The sequence below is a fragment of the Halosaccharopolyspora lacisalsi genome, from assembly GCF_014137975.1.
Lineage (GTDB): Bacteria > Actinomycetota > Actinomycetes > Mycobacteriales > Pseudonocardiaceae > Halosaccharopolyspora > Halosaccharopolyspora lacisalsi.
The window spans coordinates 267545-283508 of sequence record NZ_JACGWZ010000006.1 but is presented as its reverse complement, the minus strand read 5'-3'; the positions used below and the strand labels follow the sequence as shown (position 1 = coordinate 283508).

At 70.3% G+C, this 15964-nt stretch carries 15 protein-coding genes; 7 read left to right on the top strand and 8 right to left on the bottom strand.

The features are described 5' to 3' along the window. Positions 1 to 119 precede the first annotated feature (119 nt). The 3 genes from FHX42_RS20180 to FHX42_RS20170 all read left to right on the top strand — a co-directional run bounded on the left by FHX42_RS20180 (position 120) and on the right by FHX42_RS20170 (position 2179). A complete protein-coding gene (locus tag FHX42_RS20180) occupies positions 120 to 629 on the top strand; it encodes a TrmH family RNA methyltransferase (protein WP_182545991.1) in 510 nt (169 codons plus the stop codon). Between the two features lie 17 nt (positions 630 to 646). Beyond that, positions 647 to 1168: a GNAT family N-acetyltransferase gene (locus tag FHX42_RS20175; protein ID WP_182545990.1), complete on the top strand. Its 522-nt coding sequence runs from the start codon at positions 647 to 649 to the stop codon at positions 1166 to 1168. 141 nt (positions 1169 to 1309) lie between these two features. Next, positions 1310 to 2179 (top strand): manganese catalase, encoded by an 870-nt coding sequence (locus FHX42_RS20170; protein WP_182545989.1) that lies wholly within the window; start codon positions 1310 to 1312, stop codon positions 2177 to 2179. 43 nt (positions 2180 to 2222) lie between these two features. Here the strand turns inward: FHX42_RS20170 and FHX42_RS20165 are convergent, their stop codons facing one another. Beyond that, on the bottom strand, positions 2223 to 3719 hold the full coding sequence (locus tag FHX42_RS20165) for an AMP-binding protein (protein WP_182545988.1): 1497 nt from the start codon (positions 3717 to 3719) through the stop codon (positions 2223 to 2225). A gap of 138 nt (positions 3720 to 3857) precedes the next feature. Between FHX42_RS20165 and FHX42_RS20160 the strand changes: the two genes are divergently transcribed. Next, positions 3858 to 4484 (top strand): TetR/AcrR family transcriptional regulator, encoded by a 627-nt coding sequence (locus FHX42_RS20160; protein WP_182545987.1) that lies wholly within the window; start codon positions 3858 to 3860, stop codon positions 4482 to 4484. A gap of 11 nt (positions 4485 to 4495) precedes the next feature. Here FHX42_RS20160 and FHX42_RS20155 read toward each other — a convergent pair whose 3' ends face one another. Then, entirely contained in the window at positions 4496 to 4948 is a 453-nt protein-coding gene (locus tag FHX42_RS20155) for an NUDIX domain-containing protein (protein WP_182546140.1), read from the bottom strand. A gap of 60 nt (positions 4949 to 5008) precedes the next feature. Between FHX42_RS20155 and FHX42_RS20150 the strand changes: the two genes are divergently transcribed. Further along, positions 5009 to 6076, top strand: a complete 1068-nt coding sequence (locus FHX42_RS20150; RefSeq protein ID WP_182545986.1) for an ArsO family NAD(P)H-dependent flavin-containing monooxygenase — start codon at positions 5009 to 5011, stop codon at positions 6074 to 6076. 27 nt (positions 6077 to 6103) lie between these two features. Here the strand turns inward: FHX42_RS20150 and FHX42_RS27505 are convergent, their stop codons facing one another. Further along, positions 6104 to 8608, bottom strand: coding sequence for an FUSC family protein (locus tag FHX42_RS27505; RefSeq protein ID WP_182545985.1), 2505 nt, complete (start codon positions 8606 to 8608; stop codon positions 6104 to 6106). A gap of 94 nt (positions 8609 to 8702) precedes the next feature. Between FHX42_RS27505 and FHX42_RS20140 the strand changes: the two genes are divergently transcribed. Then, complete coding sequence (locus FHX42_RS20140; RefSeq protein WP_328796480.1) at positions 8703 to 9167, top strand: MarR family winged helix-turn-helix transcriptional regulator; 465 nt, start codon at positions 8703 to 8705, stop codon at positions 9165 to 9167. Between the two features lie 92 nt (positions 9168 to 9259). Next, on the top strand, positions 9260 to 10873 hold the full coding sequence (locus tag FHX42_RS20135) for a thiamine pyrophosphate-dependent enzyme (protein ID WP_328796478.1): 1614 nt from the start codon (positions 9260 to 9262) through the stop codon (positions 10871 to 10873). Here the strand turns inward: FHX42_RS20135 and FHX42_RS20130 are convergent. The 5 genes from FHX42_RS20130 to FHX42_RS20110 all read right to left on the bottom strand — a co-directional run bounded on the left by FHX42_RS20130 (position 10861) and on the right by FHX42_RS20110 (position 15953). Continuing rightward, positions 10861 to 11106: a hypothetical protein gene (locus FHX42_RS20130; protein ID WP_182545984.1), complete on the bottom strand. Its 246-nt coding sequence runs from the start codon at positions 11104 to 11106 to the stop codon at positions 10861 to 10863. The genes FHX42_RS20135 and FHX42_RS20130 overlap by 13 nt on opposite strands. A gap of 106 nt (positions 11107 to 11212) precedes the next feature. Next, positions 11213 to 12820 carry a long-chain fatty acid--CoA ligase gene (locus FHX42_RS20125; protein WP_182545983.1) on the bottom strand — a complete coding sequence of 536 codons (1608 nt, stop codon included), beginning with the start codon at positions 12818 to 12820 and terminating at the stop codon, positions 11213 to 11215. Positions 12821 to 12929: 109 nt separating this feature from the next. Next, on the bottom strand, positions 12930 to 13226 hold the full coding sequence (locus FHX42_RS20120; protein WP_182545982.1) for a YrhK family protein: 297 nt from the start codon (positions 13224 to 13226) through the stop codon (positions 12930 to 12932). Between the two features lie 68 nt (positions 13227 to 13294). Further along, positions 13295 to 14269 carry an aldo/keto reductase gene (locus FHX42_RS20115; RefSeq protein ID WP_182546137.1) on the bottom strand — a complete coding sequence of 325 codons (975 nt, stop codon included), beginning with the start codon at positions 14267 to 14269 and terminating at the stop codon, positions 13295 to 13297. Between the two features lie 28 nt (positions 14270 to 14297). Continuing rightward, positions 14298 to 15953 (bottom strand): FAD-binding dehydrogenase, encoded by a 1656-nt coding sequence (locus FHX42_RS20110; protein WP_182545981.1) that lies wholly within the window; start codon positions 15951 to 15953, stop codon positions 14298 to 14300. Between the last annotated feature and the right edge of the window lie 11 nt (positions 15954 to 15964).

Below are 15964 nucleotides of genomic sequence, written 5' to 3'. Positions count from 1 at the left end.
CAACGTTACCGCCCCGTTCGGCCGAATTCTCCTCTCTCTGTGTGACTGTTCGAACACGTTCGGGATTCAGCAGCAGGCAGTCAGGAGGACGGAGCCACGGCGGGTAAGCTTCCACCGCTGTGAACACCAACCAGCAACGCAGCATCGTGGTGATCGCGCACAACCTGCGGTCGGTGCACAACGTCGGCTCGCTGCTGCGCACCGGCGAGGTCTTCGCCGTGGACACGGTGTACGTCACCGGATTCACGCCCTACCCCGCCCACCCCGGTGACGAGCGCAGCGAGAAGTTGCAGGCTCGACAGACCCGGGCGTTGGCCAAGGCCGCCGCGGGGGCGGAGCGCACGATGCCCTTCGAGCGCCACCCGGACGTGGAAGCGCTGCTGGACTCGCTGCGCGAGCAGGGGTACGTGGTGGCCGGCCTGGAGATCGATCCGCACGCGGTCGCCCTCTCCGACTACCCGCCGACGCGGAAGGTGGCGCTGCTGCTCGGCGACGAGGTCGTCGGGATCGACCCCACCCTCCGGGAGAGCTGCGACCTGCTACTGCAGATCCCCGTCTACGGCGACAAGCACTCGCTGAACGTGAGCGTGGCGGCCGGCATCGCGCTCTACACCCTCCGCACGGCCTGAGAACACAGGAGCGCCCCTTGCCCTACGGTCATCGCCTCGCCACCGCCGAGGACCTGCCCGCGATCGTCGACATCTACAACTCCGCGATCCCGAACAGGACCAGCACCTGCGACCTGGAACCGGTCAGCGTCGCCTCCCGGCAGGAGTGGTTCGACACCTCGCGTCCCGATCACCGCCCCATCTGGGTCGGCCACGAGACGGGCTCCCCTCGAACGGTGACCGGGTACCTGTCCTTCGAACCCTTCCTCAACGGCCGGCGCGGGTACGACGTGACCGCCGACCTCGCCGTGTACCTCCACCCCGACCACCGGGGCCGGGGCCAGGGCGCCCACCTGCTGGGCGAGGCGATCGCGCACGCCCCGAAGCTGGGGGTGCGGACCCTGGCCACCACCATCCTCGCCGGCAACGAGACCAGCATCGGGCTCTTCCTCGCTCACGGATTCCGGGAGTGGGGGCGTCTGCCGGGCGTGGCCGACCTGGACGGTGTGATCCAGGACGTCGTCCTCGTCGGACGGCCGGTGGGCGACACCGCGCGGTGAGCGCGCGAGGCGGCGGTACCGAGCACCCGGCCGGCAGCGGAGGCGTGCACGGAGGGCGCGCCACTAAAACCGCTGTGTAACGACGAGGCGATGTGGGAATTCGGAGTACACGAAATCCCTTTTCGACCGGAAGGAAACATCGTGTTCTACCACACCAAGCGGTTGCAGTACGAGGCCAAGCCGGAGCAGCCCGACGCGGTCTACGCGCACAAGCTCCAGGAGCTCATCGGGGGAGCCTGGGGCGAGATGACCGTGACCATGCAGTACCTGTTCCAGGGGTGGAACTGCCGCATCGAGGGCAAGTACAAGGACATGATCATGGATATCGCGACCGAGGAGATCGGGCACGTCGAGATGTTGTCCACGATGGTCGCGCGGCTGCTCGAAGGCGCCCCCTCCGATCAGACGGCCAAGGCCGTCCAGGACCCGGCCCTGGCCGCGGTGGTGGGAGGGATGGACTTCCAGCAGGCCATCGTCGGTGGCGGCGGAGCGTTGCCGTCGGACTCGAACGGTTATCCGTGGAACGGGCGGTACATCATCGCCAGCGGCAACCTGCTCGCGGACTTCCGCGCCAACCTCACCGCCGAGGCGCAGGGACGGCTGCAAACCGCGCGGCTGTACCACATGACCGACGACCCCGGGGTCAAGGACATGCTCAAGTTCAACCTCGCCCGCGACACCATGCACCAGAACCAGTGGCTCGCCGCGATCGAGGAGCTCAAGAAGGACGGCGTCGAAGACACCGTCGTGCCCGACGACCTGCTCGACGAGGAGCACCGCGAACACGCCTCCAGTCTCTGGCACCTGTCCGACGGCGAGAGCTCCGACCAGGGCGGATGGGCCGGCGGTACCGCCCCGGACGGCAACCACGAGTTCCAGTACAACGCCAATCCCGAACCGCTCGGTGGTATGGCCAGCGCCCCCAAGCCCGAGGACCACCTCTACGCCACCTACTCCGAGGAGGGCATGCTCAAGAAGGCCGCCAAGCAGGTCAAGAACACGGTGACCTGAGCGACCTCCCCGGGCCCGAGACGGCCCGGTTCGCGTGCTCCGGTTAGCCGACCAGCTGGGCGCGGAGCGCCTTCTTGTCCGGCTTGCCCACGTCGGTCAGCGGCAGCTGCCGCACGAACGTCACGTCCGACGGCACGTACATCGCGCCCTTGCGCTCCTCGACCAGGCTCGTGAGGTCCTCGTCCGCGACGTCCTCCGCCGTGACCACGGCCGCGTGCACCCTCTCCGCGCCGTTCGGGTCGGGAGTGCCGAAGACGGCGGCGCCGCGCACCCCGGGGTGCTCCATCAGCACGTTCTCGACCTCCGAGGTGCAGACGTGCCCGCCGACGACCACGATCACGTCCTTCACGCGGTCCACGACGTGCAGGTATCCCTCGACGTCGAGGTAGCCGACGTCTCCGGTGTCCACCCAGCCGTCCTGGACGGTGCGCGCGGTCAGCTCCGGCTGCTTCCAGTAGCCGTCCATCTCCATCCCGGTGCGCGCCCACAGCTCACCGCGCTCGCCCTCGGCGATCCGGTCGCCGTGCTCGTCGCAGATGGCCAGTTCGGTGGTGGGCGCGACCCGGCCGGCGGTGCCGAGCAGTTCGGGGTCGTGGTGCTCCCGCGGGGTCAGGACGCTGATGAGCCCGGCCTCGGTCTGCCCGTAGACCTGCGTGAACACCGGGCCGAAGCGCTCGACGGCCTCACTCATGCGGGTCGGGTTGGCCCGGCAACCGCCGTAAACGACGTTGCGCAGGCTGGACAGGTCCGTGTCCTCGGAGTCCGGGTGGTCGAGCAGCCGGTAGATCAGCGGGGGCAGCAGCCACATGTCCGTGATGCGCTCCCGTTCGACGGCCGCCAGCACCTCGGCGGGATCGAACTCGTCCTGGAGGACGACCAGACCACCCCGGGCCAACGACCTGTCGGCGAAGCCGCCCGCGGCGTGCGCGATCGTGGTGCACACGAGTTGCCGCCGCTGGTAATCGGGCTCCTCGCCCGCGATGCCGAGGTTCAGCACGCGCCGGTGGTGGTCGAAGGTGTAGCAGATTCCCTCGGGATGACCGGTGGTGCCACCGGTGTGCCGGATCTGCTGGACGTCGTCCGGCCGCGCGCCGCACACGACCGGCTCGGCGGACTCCGCGGCGGCCAGGGCGAGCAGGTCGGGGCCGATCCCGTCCCCGAAACTCAGCACCGCGCCGGGTGAGCACCGTTCGAGCACCTGCGCGGCGTTGTCCCGGAACGACGGGTCGACCAGCAGGATCCCGGTGTCGACGTCGGCGACGATCTTCGCCTTCGCCTCGGCGGACAGGCCGCCGTAGGGCTCGGTGACGCCGCAGCCGAGGAGGTTCGCGGCGTAGCGGCCGGTGATCATCTCGGGGGCGTTGCCGCCGAGCAGCGTGACGACGTCCCCCCGGACGAGCGCCGTGGCGATCCAGTACCCGGGCGGTCCGGTACGTCTGGTCGACCACCTCGCCGCAGCTGACCCGTCGGCGACCGTGCACCAGAGCTGTCTCGTACCGACGCCGCGCCAACGAGTCCAGCAGGGTCTCGACGTTCGCACGGGACGCGGCCGTACCGGACATGTTCCCTCCGGGAACCCAGTAAAGTTGTCCGGCGCAACCATTTTGCTATCGCATTGCATGACAGTCAAGAAATAGAATAGTGTTCGTGATCACGCTCCGACGGAGCAGGGAGGGCCATGAGCACCGATGCCGCTCCGGACAAGGCTCGCCCGCGGGGGCGCCCGCGCGATCCCGACATCGGGGACGCGGTGATGCACGCGACGGTCCGCAGGCTCGCCGAGGACGGCTACACCCGGATGAGCCTCGGCGACATCGCCGCCGACGCCGGCACCACCCGCCCGACGCTCTACCGGCGCTGGCCGGGCAAACGCGAGCTCGTCGCCGCGGTGCTCGAGTACTTGCTGCGTGAACGGATGTCCCGGCACCCGGAGATCGACTTCGACACGCTGCCCGCGATCGACGCGCTCAAGGCGATGGTGCGCTGGCTGCATCCCGGTCAGTCCGATCCCGACGAGCACCACCTGCTCGGCAACGTGTTCACCGAGAGCAGGCGCACTCCCGAGCTGTTCGAGCTCTACCGCGAGTACTCCATCAAGCCGCGGACGCGGAAACTGACGGAGCTGCTGCGCACCCTGCAACAGCGCGGAGCGGTCCGCGAGGACGTCAGCCTCGACCACGTCGTCACCCTGCTGTTCGGAAGCAACATCGCCGAACGGGTGTGCACCGGCGAGAACACGAACGACTTCCCCGACCGGGTCGTCGACCTCCTCTGGCCGGCCATCGCGACCGACCGGGGCGCCTGAGCCCGAACCGCTCAGGCCAGTCGCTCGGCCAACCGGTCGAGGAAGACCCGCTGTCCGGCCAGGATCTTCTCGCGGGCCCGGTCGAGGTCGAACCACGCGACCCGGTCGAGCTCCGGGAACTCCCGAAACCGTCCGGACCCCCTGGGCCACTCCATCGTGAACGTCCCGGGAACGACGCGCTCCGGATCGAGGTCGCCCTCGACGGCCCAGACCGTCACGACCTTGCCCCCGGACTGCCGCGCGCTCCCGAGCGCGACGAGCTCACCCGTGGGAGCCGCCACTCCGAGCTCCTCCGCGAACTCCCGCCGGGCCGCGGCCTCCGGCTCCTCGTCCGGGTCGTACTCGCCCTTGGGCACGGACCACCCGCCCACGTCCCGCCTGCTCCAGAAGGGACCGCCCATGTGGCCGAGGAGCACCTCGTCCCCGCGGAATACCAGGATTCCCGCGCTGTGTTTTCCCGTCACGACGCCCATGTTGCCGCGTCCGTCGCGGACTGCGACGAACACGACCGGGAGGAGACGACCGTGGCCGAGGTCCGCGACGTCGTGGTGATCGGCGGTGGGCAGGCGGGTCTCGCCGCCGGGTACTTCCTGCGGCGGGCCGGTGCGGACTTCGCGATCCTCGACGCCCGTTCCGAACCGGGCGGGGCCTGGCGGGCCATGTGGCCCTCGTTGCGGCTGTTCTCCCCCGCCGAGCACAACCCGCTGCCGGGATGGCCGATGCCACGCCAGAGGGGAGCTGAGTACCCGACGGTCGATCACGTCGTGGACTACCTCACCCGCTACGAGCAGCGCTACGAGTTACCTGTGCACCGGCCCGTCCACGTGACAGGTGTGCACGACGAGGGGGAGTGCCTCGCCGTCCACACCGACCGGGGCGTGTGGCGGGCATCCGAGGTGATCAGCGCGACGGGAACGTGGGGCTCCCCGCACGTCCCCTCCTATCCGGGGCAACGCGATTTCACCGGACGGCAACTGCACACCGCCTCCTACCGCCGCCCCGAGGAGTTTCGCGGGCAGCACGTCGTGGTCGTCGGCGGTGGGAACTCGGCCGCGCAGATCCTCGCCGAAGTCTCCACGGTGGCCGACACGACCTGGGTCACCCGGCGGGAGCCGCGCTTCATGCCCGACGACGTCGACGGCCGCGTCCTCTTCGACGTGGCCACCAGGCGCGAAGCCGCCAGGCGGGCCGGGACCGCGGACACGGGCGAAGTGGCGGCGCTGGGCGACATCGTGATGGTTCCCGCCGTGCTCGACGCGCGGGAGCGCGGAGCACTGCGCGCCGAACCCCCGTTCACCCACCTCACCCGGCACGGCATCGGCTGGGGCGACGGCACCGAGCGCCGGGCCGACGCCGTCGTCTGGTGCACCGGTTTCCGCGCCGGTCTCCAGCACCTGCGCCCCCTGCGACTGCGCCGCCGCGACGGCGTCGTCCCGACCGAGGGCACCCGCTCGGTGCAGGAACCCCGGCTGCACCTGCTGGGCTACGGCGACTGGACCGGTGCCGCATCGGCCACCCTCATCGGTGCCGGACGCACCGCCAGGACCGCCGTCGCCGACATCGTCGACCGGCAGCGCCGGCCGGCAGCGTGACCACCGGTCGACGCCCCACCGAAGCCGTCACGCACGCCGGACGGGAGTCGGCGACAAGGTGAAGTCGTGGCGCTGCTCCCCCGCACCGGTGGTCGGCGCGAACGTCGCCTCGGAGGCGAACCCGGCGGCGGTGGCGACCATCGTCACGGCTTCCGGCGGGAGCTCCGGGAAGGCGTAGGAACCCTCCTCGTCCACCTCGGTCCGCCTGACCTGCTGACCGTGCGTGCCGATCAGGGTGATCACGGCCCGCGGAAGCGGCTCGCCGTTCCCGCCCTGCACGGATCCGTGCAGGGCGGTGTCCCTCGGCTCGCTCGCGGCCGGACGCTCCGCGCGCACCGGCGCCTCGGCTTCGTCGGACTCCTCGTCCGGGATCAGGTACGGGCTGGCCGCGACCTCGCTGGCGGTGGCGAGCTGGTACAGCACCTGGTGCAACCGCGAGAGCGCGTGCCGGACCGGCTCGGTGGTCGGGGTGGTGCGCTGTTGCAGGGCACGCGCCGCCAGGTACAGGTTCCTGTCGATCTCCGAAGTGTCCTGCCCCGGCCGGTGCTCGACGAGCTCGGAGGCCACGGCGGCGAGGTAGCGGCACGCGCGTCCGGTGCCGTCCGGCCTGGGATCGGCCTCCACGCGACGCAGCACGGCGGCGAGCTCGCGGGCGTAGCTGGCACACACCGTGTAGAGCACGACCCGGTGCCGCAGGCGCCGGGAGTCGCTGCCGGCGAGGCGTTGGCGCATCAGTGGAGCGGCGACCATGTTCGTCTGCTGCAACCGGTGGTCGAGCACGCGAGCCAGCCCGTCCGGATCGCCCTCCTCCTCGTTCTCGGACTCGCCGGGAACCCCGAGACGGTGCGCAGCGGCGCGCAGCAGCACCGCGAGATCGGCGAAGAAGTTCGCGCGGGCGCTGCGCACGGTGTCCTTGGTGCTGAGCGGAATCACCACGAGCGAGACGGCGATGCCGATTCCGGCTCCGATCGCGGTCTCCTCCAACCGCAGCAACATCACCTGGTCGGAGAGCTGGTTGAGCACCGTGTAGAGCTGGGCCAGCATGATCGTGATGAAGAAGATCATGAGGGCGTAGGAGACGCGCATCAGGTAGAAGCCGCAGAACAGGCAGGCGAGGATCACCGCGATGATCAAGTAGGTGTGCCCGGCGGTGAGGCGGGCCAGCGCGATGGCCACGAAGAGACCCGCCAACGTGCCCAGCACCCTGTTGAACGACTTGATGAACGTCTCGAAGCGGGTGGAGGCCCCGGTGAACGCGACGAAGGCCGCGATCGCGGCCCAGTAGTACCGCGTCGGCGACACCGCCTGACCGACGAGGATGGCCAGCGCCCCGGCCACCGTGACCTGGATGGCCTGGCGCGTGTTCAGGTCCAGCCGACTGAGCGGATTCCAGTGCGCGCCCCGCGCGGAGACGTCCTTGGCCACGGCCGCCGAGCCGGGCAGATTGCCCATCGCCAGCGTGACGGCCGGTTCGAACCCCTCGGTCTCGCCCCCGCTCGCGGTGCCGGATTCCGCGCTCGCCCAGTGCCGCACGATCGCCACGAAGTCCTGGGCGGAAGCGGCGAGCTGACGGGCAGCGCTCCCGGACTCGGCGTCGGCCCGCGCACGGAGTTCCCTGGCCGCGTGGACCGCAGCGCCTTGGTCACCAGCTGCCAGTGCCCGCATCACGCGCGTGGCCGCTTCCCGCACCCCCGAGGGCGCGCGGGTGAGCTGGGGGACGGCCGCGGCGATTCCCTCGACGGCGAGCTGGGCATCGATCAACTGGCGCCGCAGCGCCGCTGCCGACCACCCCGGCGGTGTCGCCCCCTGCTCACCGAGCCACCCCTCGACCATGAGCGCCGCCTCGGCCAGCCGTACCTGCCTGCCCCGCAACCGACGCCACGGTCCTTCATCGGGGTCGTCCGCCGCGAGGATGTCGGCCCCGGTGGCAGCCACCGCGCGCCCACGGCTGCGGAAGGCGCGCAGCGTGCGGCGCAGCGTCCGCCCCGTGTGGACGCGCAACACCGTCATCGACAGCAGCAGCAGGCACACCGTGCCCACGACGACGGCCAGCAGCAGGATGGGCAACTGGGCCGGTGAGGCCTTGAGGAAGGCGGCGAAGAAGTAGCCCATCCACCCCATGAAGCCGTAGAAGAAGAAAGCCATGCCGAAGCGGCGCACGAACACGGCCAGGAACATCACCACGACGAACACGGTGAGTTGCAGCGCGCGATTGTGGGCCGTCAACGTTCCCACGGCCATCCCCAGCCCGATCGCGACCGGGAAGAAGGCCGCGGTGCGCACCTTCGACCACACGCCCGAGCCGGTCAGCGCCATCGAGCCCATCATGCTCACGACCGCGCCGAGCAACATGCTGATCAGCACGCCGCGCGAGCCCAGGCCGAGCAGCCGGGCGAGCCCGTACTCCACGACGAGCGCCACCCCGACCGACAGGACACCGGACAGCGCCATCCGGAACCGGTTCCAGCCGGGGTCCGAGGCCACCACCCGGTCCAGGAACTGTCGCAACCAGGCCGGCGATCCGCTCGCCACAGCAGCCTCCCGTCGGTGACGGCGTGCCCCACGCCGCCACGAATATGTACGATATCGACAAACATCCGTATCATACCGCTAAAGAGTCGAGATCGTGGAACACACCCCCTCCGAGCACCTCCTGGACGAGATCGAGCTGGAATCGGCACGACTCGTGCGCAACTTCGAGCTGATGCGCCGACGCACCGACAGCTACGAGGAGCTCGACCGGTCCGAGTACCTGCTGCTGCGCACTCTCGACGAAACCGGACCCGCCGACATCAACACGCTCGCCGCCGTGCTGGGACTGGATCCGTCCACGGCCGGGCGTCAGGTGGCGACCATGCGGAAGGCGGGGCTGATCGAGTGCGAACCGGCCACCGACGACCGGCGCCGCAGCATCATCACCCCCACCGAGCAGGGGCGCGACGAGGCGCGGTCCGTTCGCCTGCACCGGCACCGCAACCTCGACGAGCTGTTCGCGGAGTGGAGCGAGGACGAGCTGCGCACCCTGGGCACGATGGTCAGCAGGTACAACCGCGCGATCAGGGAACGCTTCGGCGACGAACGCCGGAACTGACCGCACCGGATCACTCGACACGGGTTGATCCCCCGTGATTTCGCCGTATTGTGGTTCGTACGCGAACAGCATGGCCCCCACCACCCGGTTCGGTGACCCTCTTGACCACGATCCGCGACGCCACCTTCGACGTGCTGCGCTCCCACGAGCTGACCACGATGTTCGGCAATCCCGGCTCGACCGAGGTCGCGCTGCTCACGGACCTGCCGGACGACCTGAACTTCGTGCTGGCCCTGCACGAGGGATCCGTGGTGAGCACGGCCGTCGGGTGGGCGTTGGGCAACGACACCCCTGCGCTGGTGGTGCTGCACACCGTGTCGGGCTTCGGCAACGCGGTGGGCGCGTTGACCACGGCGCGCGAGAACCGGGCACCGCTGGTCGTGCTGGTGGGCGAGCAGGACCGCCGCCACCAGGCACAGCGGCCGTTCCTCTCCGGTGAGCTGGACGACCTCGCCGGAGGTTATCCGGTCTCGGTGCAACATCCGGCGCGTCCCGGGGACGTGCCTTCGGCGGTGGCGCGCGCCTGGCACTCGGCCAGGACGCATCGCGGACCGGCCGTGGTCATCGTGCCGATGGACGACTGGTCGGCCCCCGCCGACGAAACCGGGACGGTGAACTCCCCGCGAAAGCTGACCCGCGCCACGACCGCCGACCCCGAGGCCGTGGCCGAGCTCGTCGAACTGGTGGATGCGAGCGACTCGCCCGCCCTCGTCGTGGGAGCGGGCTCCGACGACGAACGGACGTGGGAAGCACTGGCGGTGCTCGCCGAGCGGTTGCGGTGCCCGGTGTGGCAGGAACCCTTCGGCTCCCGTGCCGGTTTTCCCCAGGATCACCGGCTGTTCGCCGGGCACCTTCCCGCGAACCGGTCCCGGCTGCGGGAGGCGCTGGCTCCCCACGACGCGGTGGTGGCCGTCGGTGCCCCGTTCCTGCGTCAGTACCCCTACGAGCGGGGACCGCTCGTCGAAGCGGGCACCCGGCTGGCGATCGTGACCGACGACGCCGACGAGGCGCACCGCGCTCCCGTGGACCTCGCGCTGCTGGCTCCCCCGGGAAGCGTCTGCGAGCTACTGACCACCCGGGTCCGGGAGCGCGCGGAAGTCGTCGAAACGCCGAAGCGGCGGCAGGAGCGGTTGCCCGTGCCGGAGAACGGCCGACCGCTGCGTCCCGGCCACGTGCTGACGGCCCTGGCCGACCGGCTGCCCGCCGAGGCCACCGTCGTCGAGGAGACGCCGTCGAGCCGACCGGAACTGCACCGCGCCCTCCCCGCGCGGCAACCGCTCGGGTTCCTGTCGGCGGCCACCGGCGGGCTGGGATTCGCCATGCCCGCGGCCACCGGTCTGCGCATGGCACGGCCACGACGGCCGGTCGTGGCGGTGGTCGGCGACGGCTCGTCGCTGTACGGGATCCAGTCGCTGTGGAGCGCGGCGCAGTACGGGTGCGGAGTGCTGTTCGTGGTGCTGTCCAACGGCCGCTACGCCATCATGGACCGGCTGTCGGAGAACCAGGGCGGCAAGGCCCCCTGGCCCGGTTTCGACCAGGTCAGCGTCCACGGGCTCGCCCGGTCGCTGAACTGCCCGGCCGCGCGGGTCGACTCCCCCGACGAGCTGACCGCCGCGCTCGACGAGGTCGTGCCCTCCCTGCCGGACCGAACCGAGCCCTTCCTGCTCGACGTGACCGTGGCCGCCGAGGCCGCCTACGAGCCCTGAGCACCGCCGCGTTCGGAGCGGTCAGCCCGGTACCGCTTGTCGATGTTCGACAACCCCGGATGGCCTGCGTGTCGCCCAGCAGAGGAGTTGATCGCGATCGCCGGGACGGAACCACGTTGGCGCGAGGTGAACGCCCTGGGAGCCGGACTGATCATGCTGTTCGCCGGTGGCGGCATGATCCGCAGCGGTGACACCCTGGTGGGGACCATCGCGCTGACCGGTGCGGGCATCATGACCGTCCTGGGCGTCGTTCAACGCGGTGCGCGTGATCCGCGCCCGACGGGCGAAGCAGCGGGAACGGGAATAGCCCGGAGCCGCTCCGCCCACCGGACCTCTCCGTCAGGAAAGCAGCTGTTCGCGCAGGTTCTTCTTGGAGAACTTGCCGGTGCTGGTCTTGGGCAGCTCCGTGATGAAGCGGACCTCGTCGGGCAACCACCACTTGGCCACCCGCTCGCGCAGGTGCTCGACGATGTCCTCGGCGGTCAGCCGCGCTCCCTCTGCCGGTACGACGCACGCCAGCGGCCGTTCCGTCCACCGCGGATCCGGCATGGCGATCACGGCGGCCTCCTCGACCTGGGGATGGGCCATGATGTGGTTCTCCAGCTCGACCGAGGAGATCCACTCGCCACCGGACTTGACCAGGTCCTTGGTGCGGTCCACCAGCCGCACGTAACCGTGCGCGTCCATCGTGGCCACGTCGCCGGTGCGCAGCCAGCCGTCGGAGGTGAAGGCGTCGGTGTCGGCGTCGCCGTAGTAGGCCGAGGCGATCCACGGGCCGCGGGCCTGCAGCTCACCGGGAGAGGTGGCGTCCCACGGCTGCTCGACGCCGGTGTCCGGATCGATGATGCGCAGATCGACCAGGGGAACCGACTGCCCCTGGGTCGCACGCAGCTCCACCAGCCCTTCGGCGTCCAGCTCGTCGTGGTGGCTGCGCAGGGTCGCCGCCGAGGCCAGCGGGCTCGTCTCGGTCATCCCCCACGCCTGGGTGATCGGGACACCGATCGCCTCGCGCCATCCCTCCGACAGGGCGGTGGGAATCGCGGAACCACCACCGACCACGACCCGCAGACTGGAGACGTCGTGCTCGCGCAGCAGCGGCAGCGCCCCCATCCAGATGGTCGGCACTCCCGCCGTGACGGTGACGCGGTGTCGCTCGATGGCGGTGACCAGCGCCTCCGGCTTCATCGCGGGGCCGGGGAAGACGAAGCTCGATCCGGCGAACACACCCGCGTAGGGCAGCCCCCAGGCGTTGACGTGGAACATCGGAACCACGGGCATCAGCGTGTCCCGCTCGCTCAACGCCAGCGAGTCGGCGGTCAGCGCGACCATCGAGTGCAGCACGCTGGAGCGGTGCGAGTAGACCACTCCCTTGGGATTGCCGGTCGTTCCCGAGGTGTAGCACATGGCCGCCGCGGTGTTCTCGTCGGAGACGTGGAACTCGCCCTCGTACGGTGCCGCCCGCTCCAGCAGCGTCTCGTAGTCGTGCACGCGGGGATCGTCCGGCACCTCCGCGTCCGAGCCGTCGTCCATGACGACGAAGTGGCGCACCGTCGTCAGCTTCTCGGCCAGCGGCCACAGCAGGGGCAGCAGCGAACGGTCGACGAAGACCACGTCGTCCTCGGCGTGACCGGCGATGTAGCTGATCTGTTCGGCGGACAACCGGATGTTGAGCGTGTGCAGGACCCGTGCCGTGCAGGGAACGGCGAAGTACAGCTCCAGGTGGCGCTGGGTGTTCCACCCGAAGCTGGCCACTCTCGCTCCCGTCTCGACGCCGAGGGCGTCCAGCACGGTCGCCAACCGGCGAACCCGTTGTGCCCACTGGGCGTAGGTCGCGGTGGTCTCACCGGCAGCGGTGGCCGTGACGATGGTCTTGTCCGCGAAGTGCCGTTCCGCACGGTGGAAGACGTGCGGCAGGGTCAGCGGGCGGTCCTGCATCAAACCGTGCATCTCGGTGGGCCCTCCGTGATCGCCGGGGATGTGAGGGGTAACACGTTATGTGTACCAGGACACACCCGTTCGGAGCACTAGTCGTGTCCACCATTCGGGAGGGTGACGCTCAGAAGTCGTGCGTCGAACCGTAGGCGGTATGGGCCGCTGAGGACTGGTAGCGGCGCAGGTGCACGTGGCGGGCCAACCGGATGACCGGGCGCACGGCCAGTTCGATGCTGCCGAACAGGAACAACCACGTCCCCTCGGTGTTCGTCGACTCCCAGAAGAACAGGACGCTGCCCACGACGAACCACAGGGCTACGAGGATGTCGTTGAGGATGCTGAGCACCTCGTAGCGCTTGCGGATCAGCAACTCCTCGTCGCCGATCCGCAGCACCAGGGGTTCGTGAACTCGATCGCTCATGCGTCCAGTGCGTCGCGGGGCTCACTCCGAGGTGAGACGGGTGCACCCCGCGACCACGATCGGTGACTTCAGGCCACCCCTTCGGGGGCGGCTCCTTCGACGGACACGGCGTCGGAGGTCAGCCGTTCGATCTCGGCGAGTTCGTCGTCGCTGAGCTCGATGTCCGCCGCGGCGAGGCTGCTCTCGATGTTGCGGGGGCTGCGCGCGCCCACGATGGCCACATGCACGCCCCGCTGCGCGAGCGTCCACGCGATGGCGAGCTGGCTGACAGCGTTGCCCCGGGCCGAGGCGAACTCCGAAAGCCGGTCCACCACCTCCAGGTTCCGGCGGAACGTCTCGCCCTGGAAGGCCGAGGACTGCGCGCGCCAGTCGTCGGACTCGAACGTCGTCTCCCGGCTCATCCGGCCCGTCAACAACCCACTGGCCAGCGGACTGTAGACGAGCACGCCGACGTCGTGCTCCCGCGTGTAGGGCAGGACCTCCCGCTCGATACCGCGCCGGAACAGGTGGTACGGCGGCTGCAGCGTCTCCACCGGGCGAGTGCGGTCGAAGGCGGCCATCTGATCGGCGTCGTAGTTGGACACGCCGACGTGGCGGATCTTGCCCTCGTCGACCATCTCCTGCAGCGCGCTCGCCGTCTCCTCGGCCGGAGTCGACTCGTCGGGCCAGTGCACCTGGTACAGGTCGATGTAGTCGATCTTCAGCGCGCGCAGGCTCTCCTCGACGCCCCGACGCAGCCAGGCCCGGCTCGCGTCGCGGGGCCGCTCGCCACCGGGGTTGATACCGCCCTTGGTGGCGATGACCAGGCTGTCCCGGTCACGGTTGAGCTCGTCGCGAAGTGCGTTGCCCAGCACCTCCTCGGACTTGCCGAAGCCGTAGGCCTGCGCGGTGTCGAAGAAGTTCACCCCCAGGTCGCGGGCGTGCCGGATCGCGCTGACGGCCTGCTGCTCGTCGAAGGCCCCCCACTCACCACCGAGCTGCCAGGTCCCGAAGGCGATCCTGGAGACTTCCATGCCCGTCTTGCCCAACACCGTCGTCTGCATACTTCCCATGAGATCGCAGACGACGCGATCACGCCACCGACCGGGCCGCGGCGCGGCCCGCGCTGCGCCCGGAGAACAGGCACCCTCCGAGGAAGGTGCCCTCCAACGCGCGATAGCCGTGCACACCTCCCCCGCCGAAACCGCTGACCTCGCCCGCCGCGTACAGGCCGGGCACCGCGGCACCGGAAGCCGCCAGCACCCTGCCGTCGAGGTCGGTCTCGGCTCCGCCCAGGCTCTTGCGGGTCAGCACCGACAGCCGCACGGCGATCAACGGCCCGCTGTCGGGATCGGTCAGCGGGTGCGGTTCGGCGACCCGCACCCGCCGATCCACGGCGTAGCGGCGAGCCTGCCGGATCGCCGCTAGCTGGTTGTCCTTGCCGAGGCCGGTCTCCACCTGGCGATCACGGGCGAGGACCTCGCGTTCCAGCTCGGCACCGTCGACCAGGTCCCGCCCGGTGAGCTCGTTCATCCCCCGCACCAGCTCCGGCAGGCTGCGGCGCACGACGAAGTCACCACCGCGACGGACGAACTCGGCGACCGGTCCCGGAGTGGAACCACCGCCTCTGCGCAGCAGCCCGAGGACGCTGCGCCCGGTCAGATCGGGGTTCTGCTCGGATCCGGAGAGGGCGAACTCGCGACTGATGACGCGTCGGTTGAGCACGAACCACGTGTGGTCGTAGCCGGTGCTCAGGATGTGGCGCAGCGTGCCCAGCGTGTCCGACCCGGGATACAGCGGAGCGGGCAGGCGGTTGCCGCGGGCGTCCACCCACAGCGACGACGGCCCCGGCAGGATTCGGATGCCGTGCCGGTTCCAGACGGGATCGTAGTTGGCGATGCCCTCGGTGTAGTGCCACATCCGGTCCGCGTTGATGACCCGGGCCCCCGACGCGGACATCACGTCGAGCATCCGCCCGTCGACGTGGTCGGGCACTCCGGAGAGCATCCGCTCCGGAGGTGTGCCCAGCTCGCGCGGCCAGTTCCTCCGCACGAGCTCGTGGTTGGCACCGATACCGCCCGAGGTGACGACCACGGCCTGGGCGTGCAGCTCGAAGTCCCCGACGACCTCGCGCGAGCTCGGCTGCCCCCGTCCGGCCGCGCTGGGCACCAGGACCTCGCCGCGCACGCCGTCGACCTCCGCACCGGTGGTGGTGAGTCCGGTGACGCGGTGCCGGGATCGCAGCGTCACCAGGCCACGTCGCTGCGCCTCGCGGACCCGCCGGAGGAAGGGCTCCAGCACACCGGGACCGGTACCCCAGGTGACGTGGAAGCGGGGAACCGAATTGCCGTGTCCGGTGGCGTGGTGACCGCCCCGCTCGGCCCACTGCACCAGCGGGAAGAACCGCATCCCCCGTTCGTGCAGCCAAGCGCGCTTCTCCCCCGCCGCGAAGCCCACGTAGGCCTCCGCCCACCGCCGGGGCCAGTGGTCCTCCGGGCGATCGAACCCCGCGGAACCGAGCCAGTCCTGCAGGGCCAGTTCCCGCGAGTCGCGGATGCCCAGCCGGCGCTGTTCGGCGGAGTCGACGAAGAACAGTCCGCCGAACGACCAGTGCGCCTGGCCTCCCAACGAGGATTCGGGCTCCTGGTCGAGCAGGATCACCCGGCGGCCGGCGTCGGCCAGCTCCGCCGTGGCCACCAGCCCGGCCAATCCGGCCCCCACCACGACGACATCGGCGTCCAGGGACATTTCCGCCTCCC

Bases quoted from the DNA above. Each gene is read 5' to 3' on its own strand.
- FHX42_RS20160 (WP_182545987.1), top strand. From the start codon at position 3,858: ATGAGCACCGATGCCGCTCCGGACAAGGCTCGCCCGCGGGGGCGCCCG.
- FHX42_RS20130 (WP_182545984.1), bottom strand. From the start codon at position 11,106: ATGATGCCCGCACCGGTCAGCGCGATGGTCCCCACCAGGGTGTCACCG.
- FHX42_RS20125 (WP_182545983.1), bottom strand. From the start codon at position 12,820: ATGCACGGTTTGATGCAGGACCGCCCGCTGACCCTGCCGCACGTCTTC.
- FHX42_RS20120 (WP_182545982.1), bottom strand. From the start codon at position 13,226: ATGAGCGATCGAGTTCACGAACCCCTGGTGCTGCGGATCGGCGACGAG.
- FHX42_RS20115 (WP_182546137.1), bottom strand. From the start codon at position 14,269: ATGCAGACGACGGTGTTGGGCAAGACGGGCATGGAAGTCTCCAGGATC.
- FHX42_RS20110 (WP_182545981.1), bottom strand. From the start codon at position 15,953: ATGTCCCTGGACGCCGATGTCGTCGTGGTGGGGGCCGGATTGGCCGGG.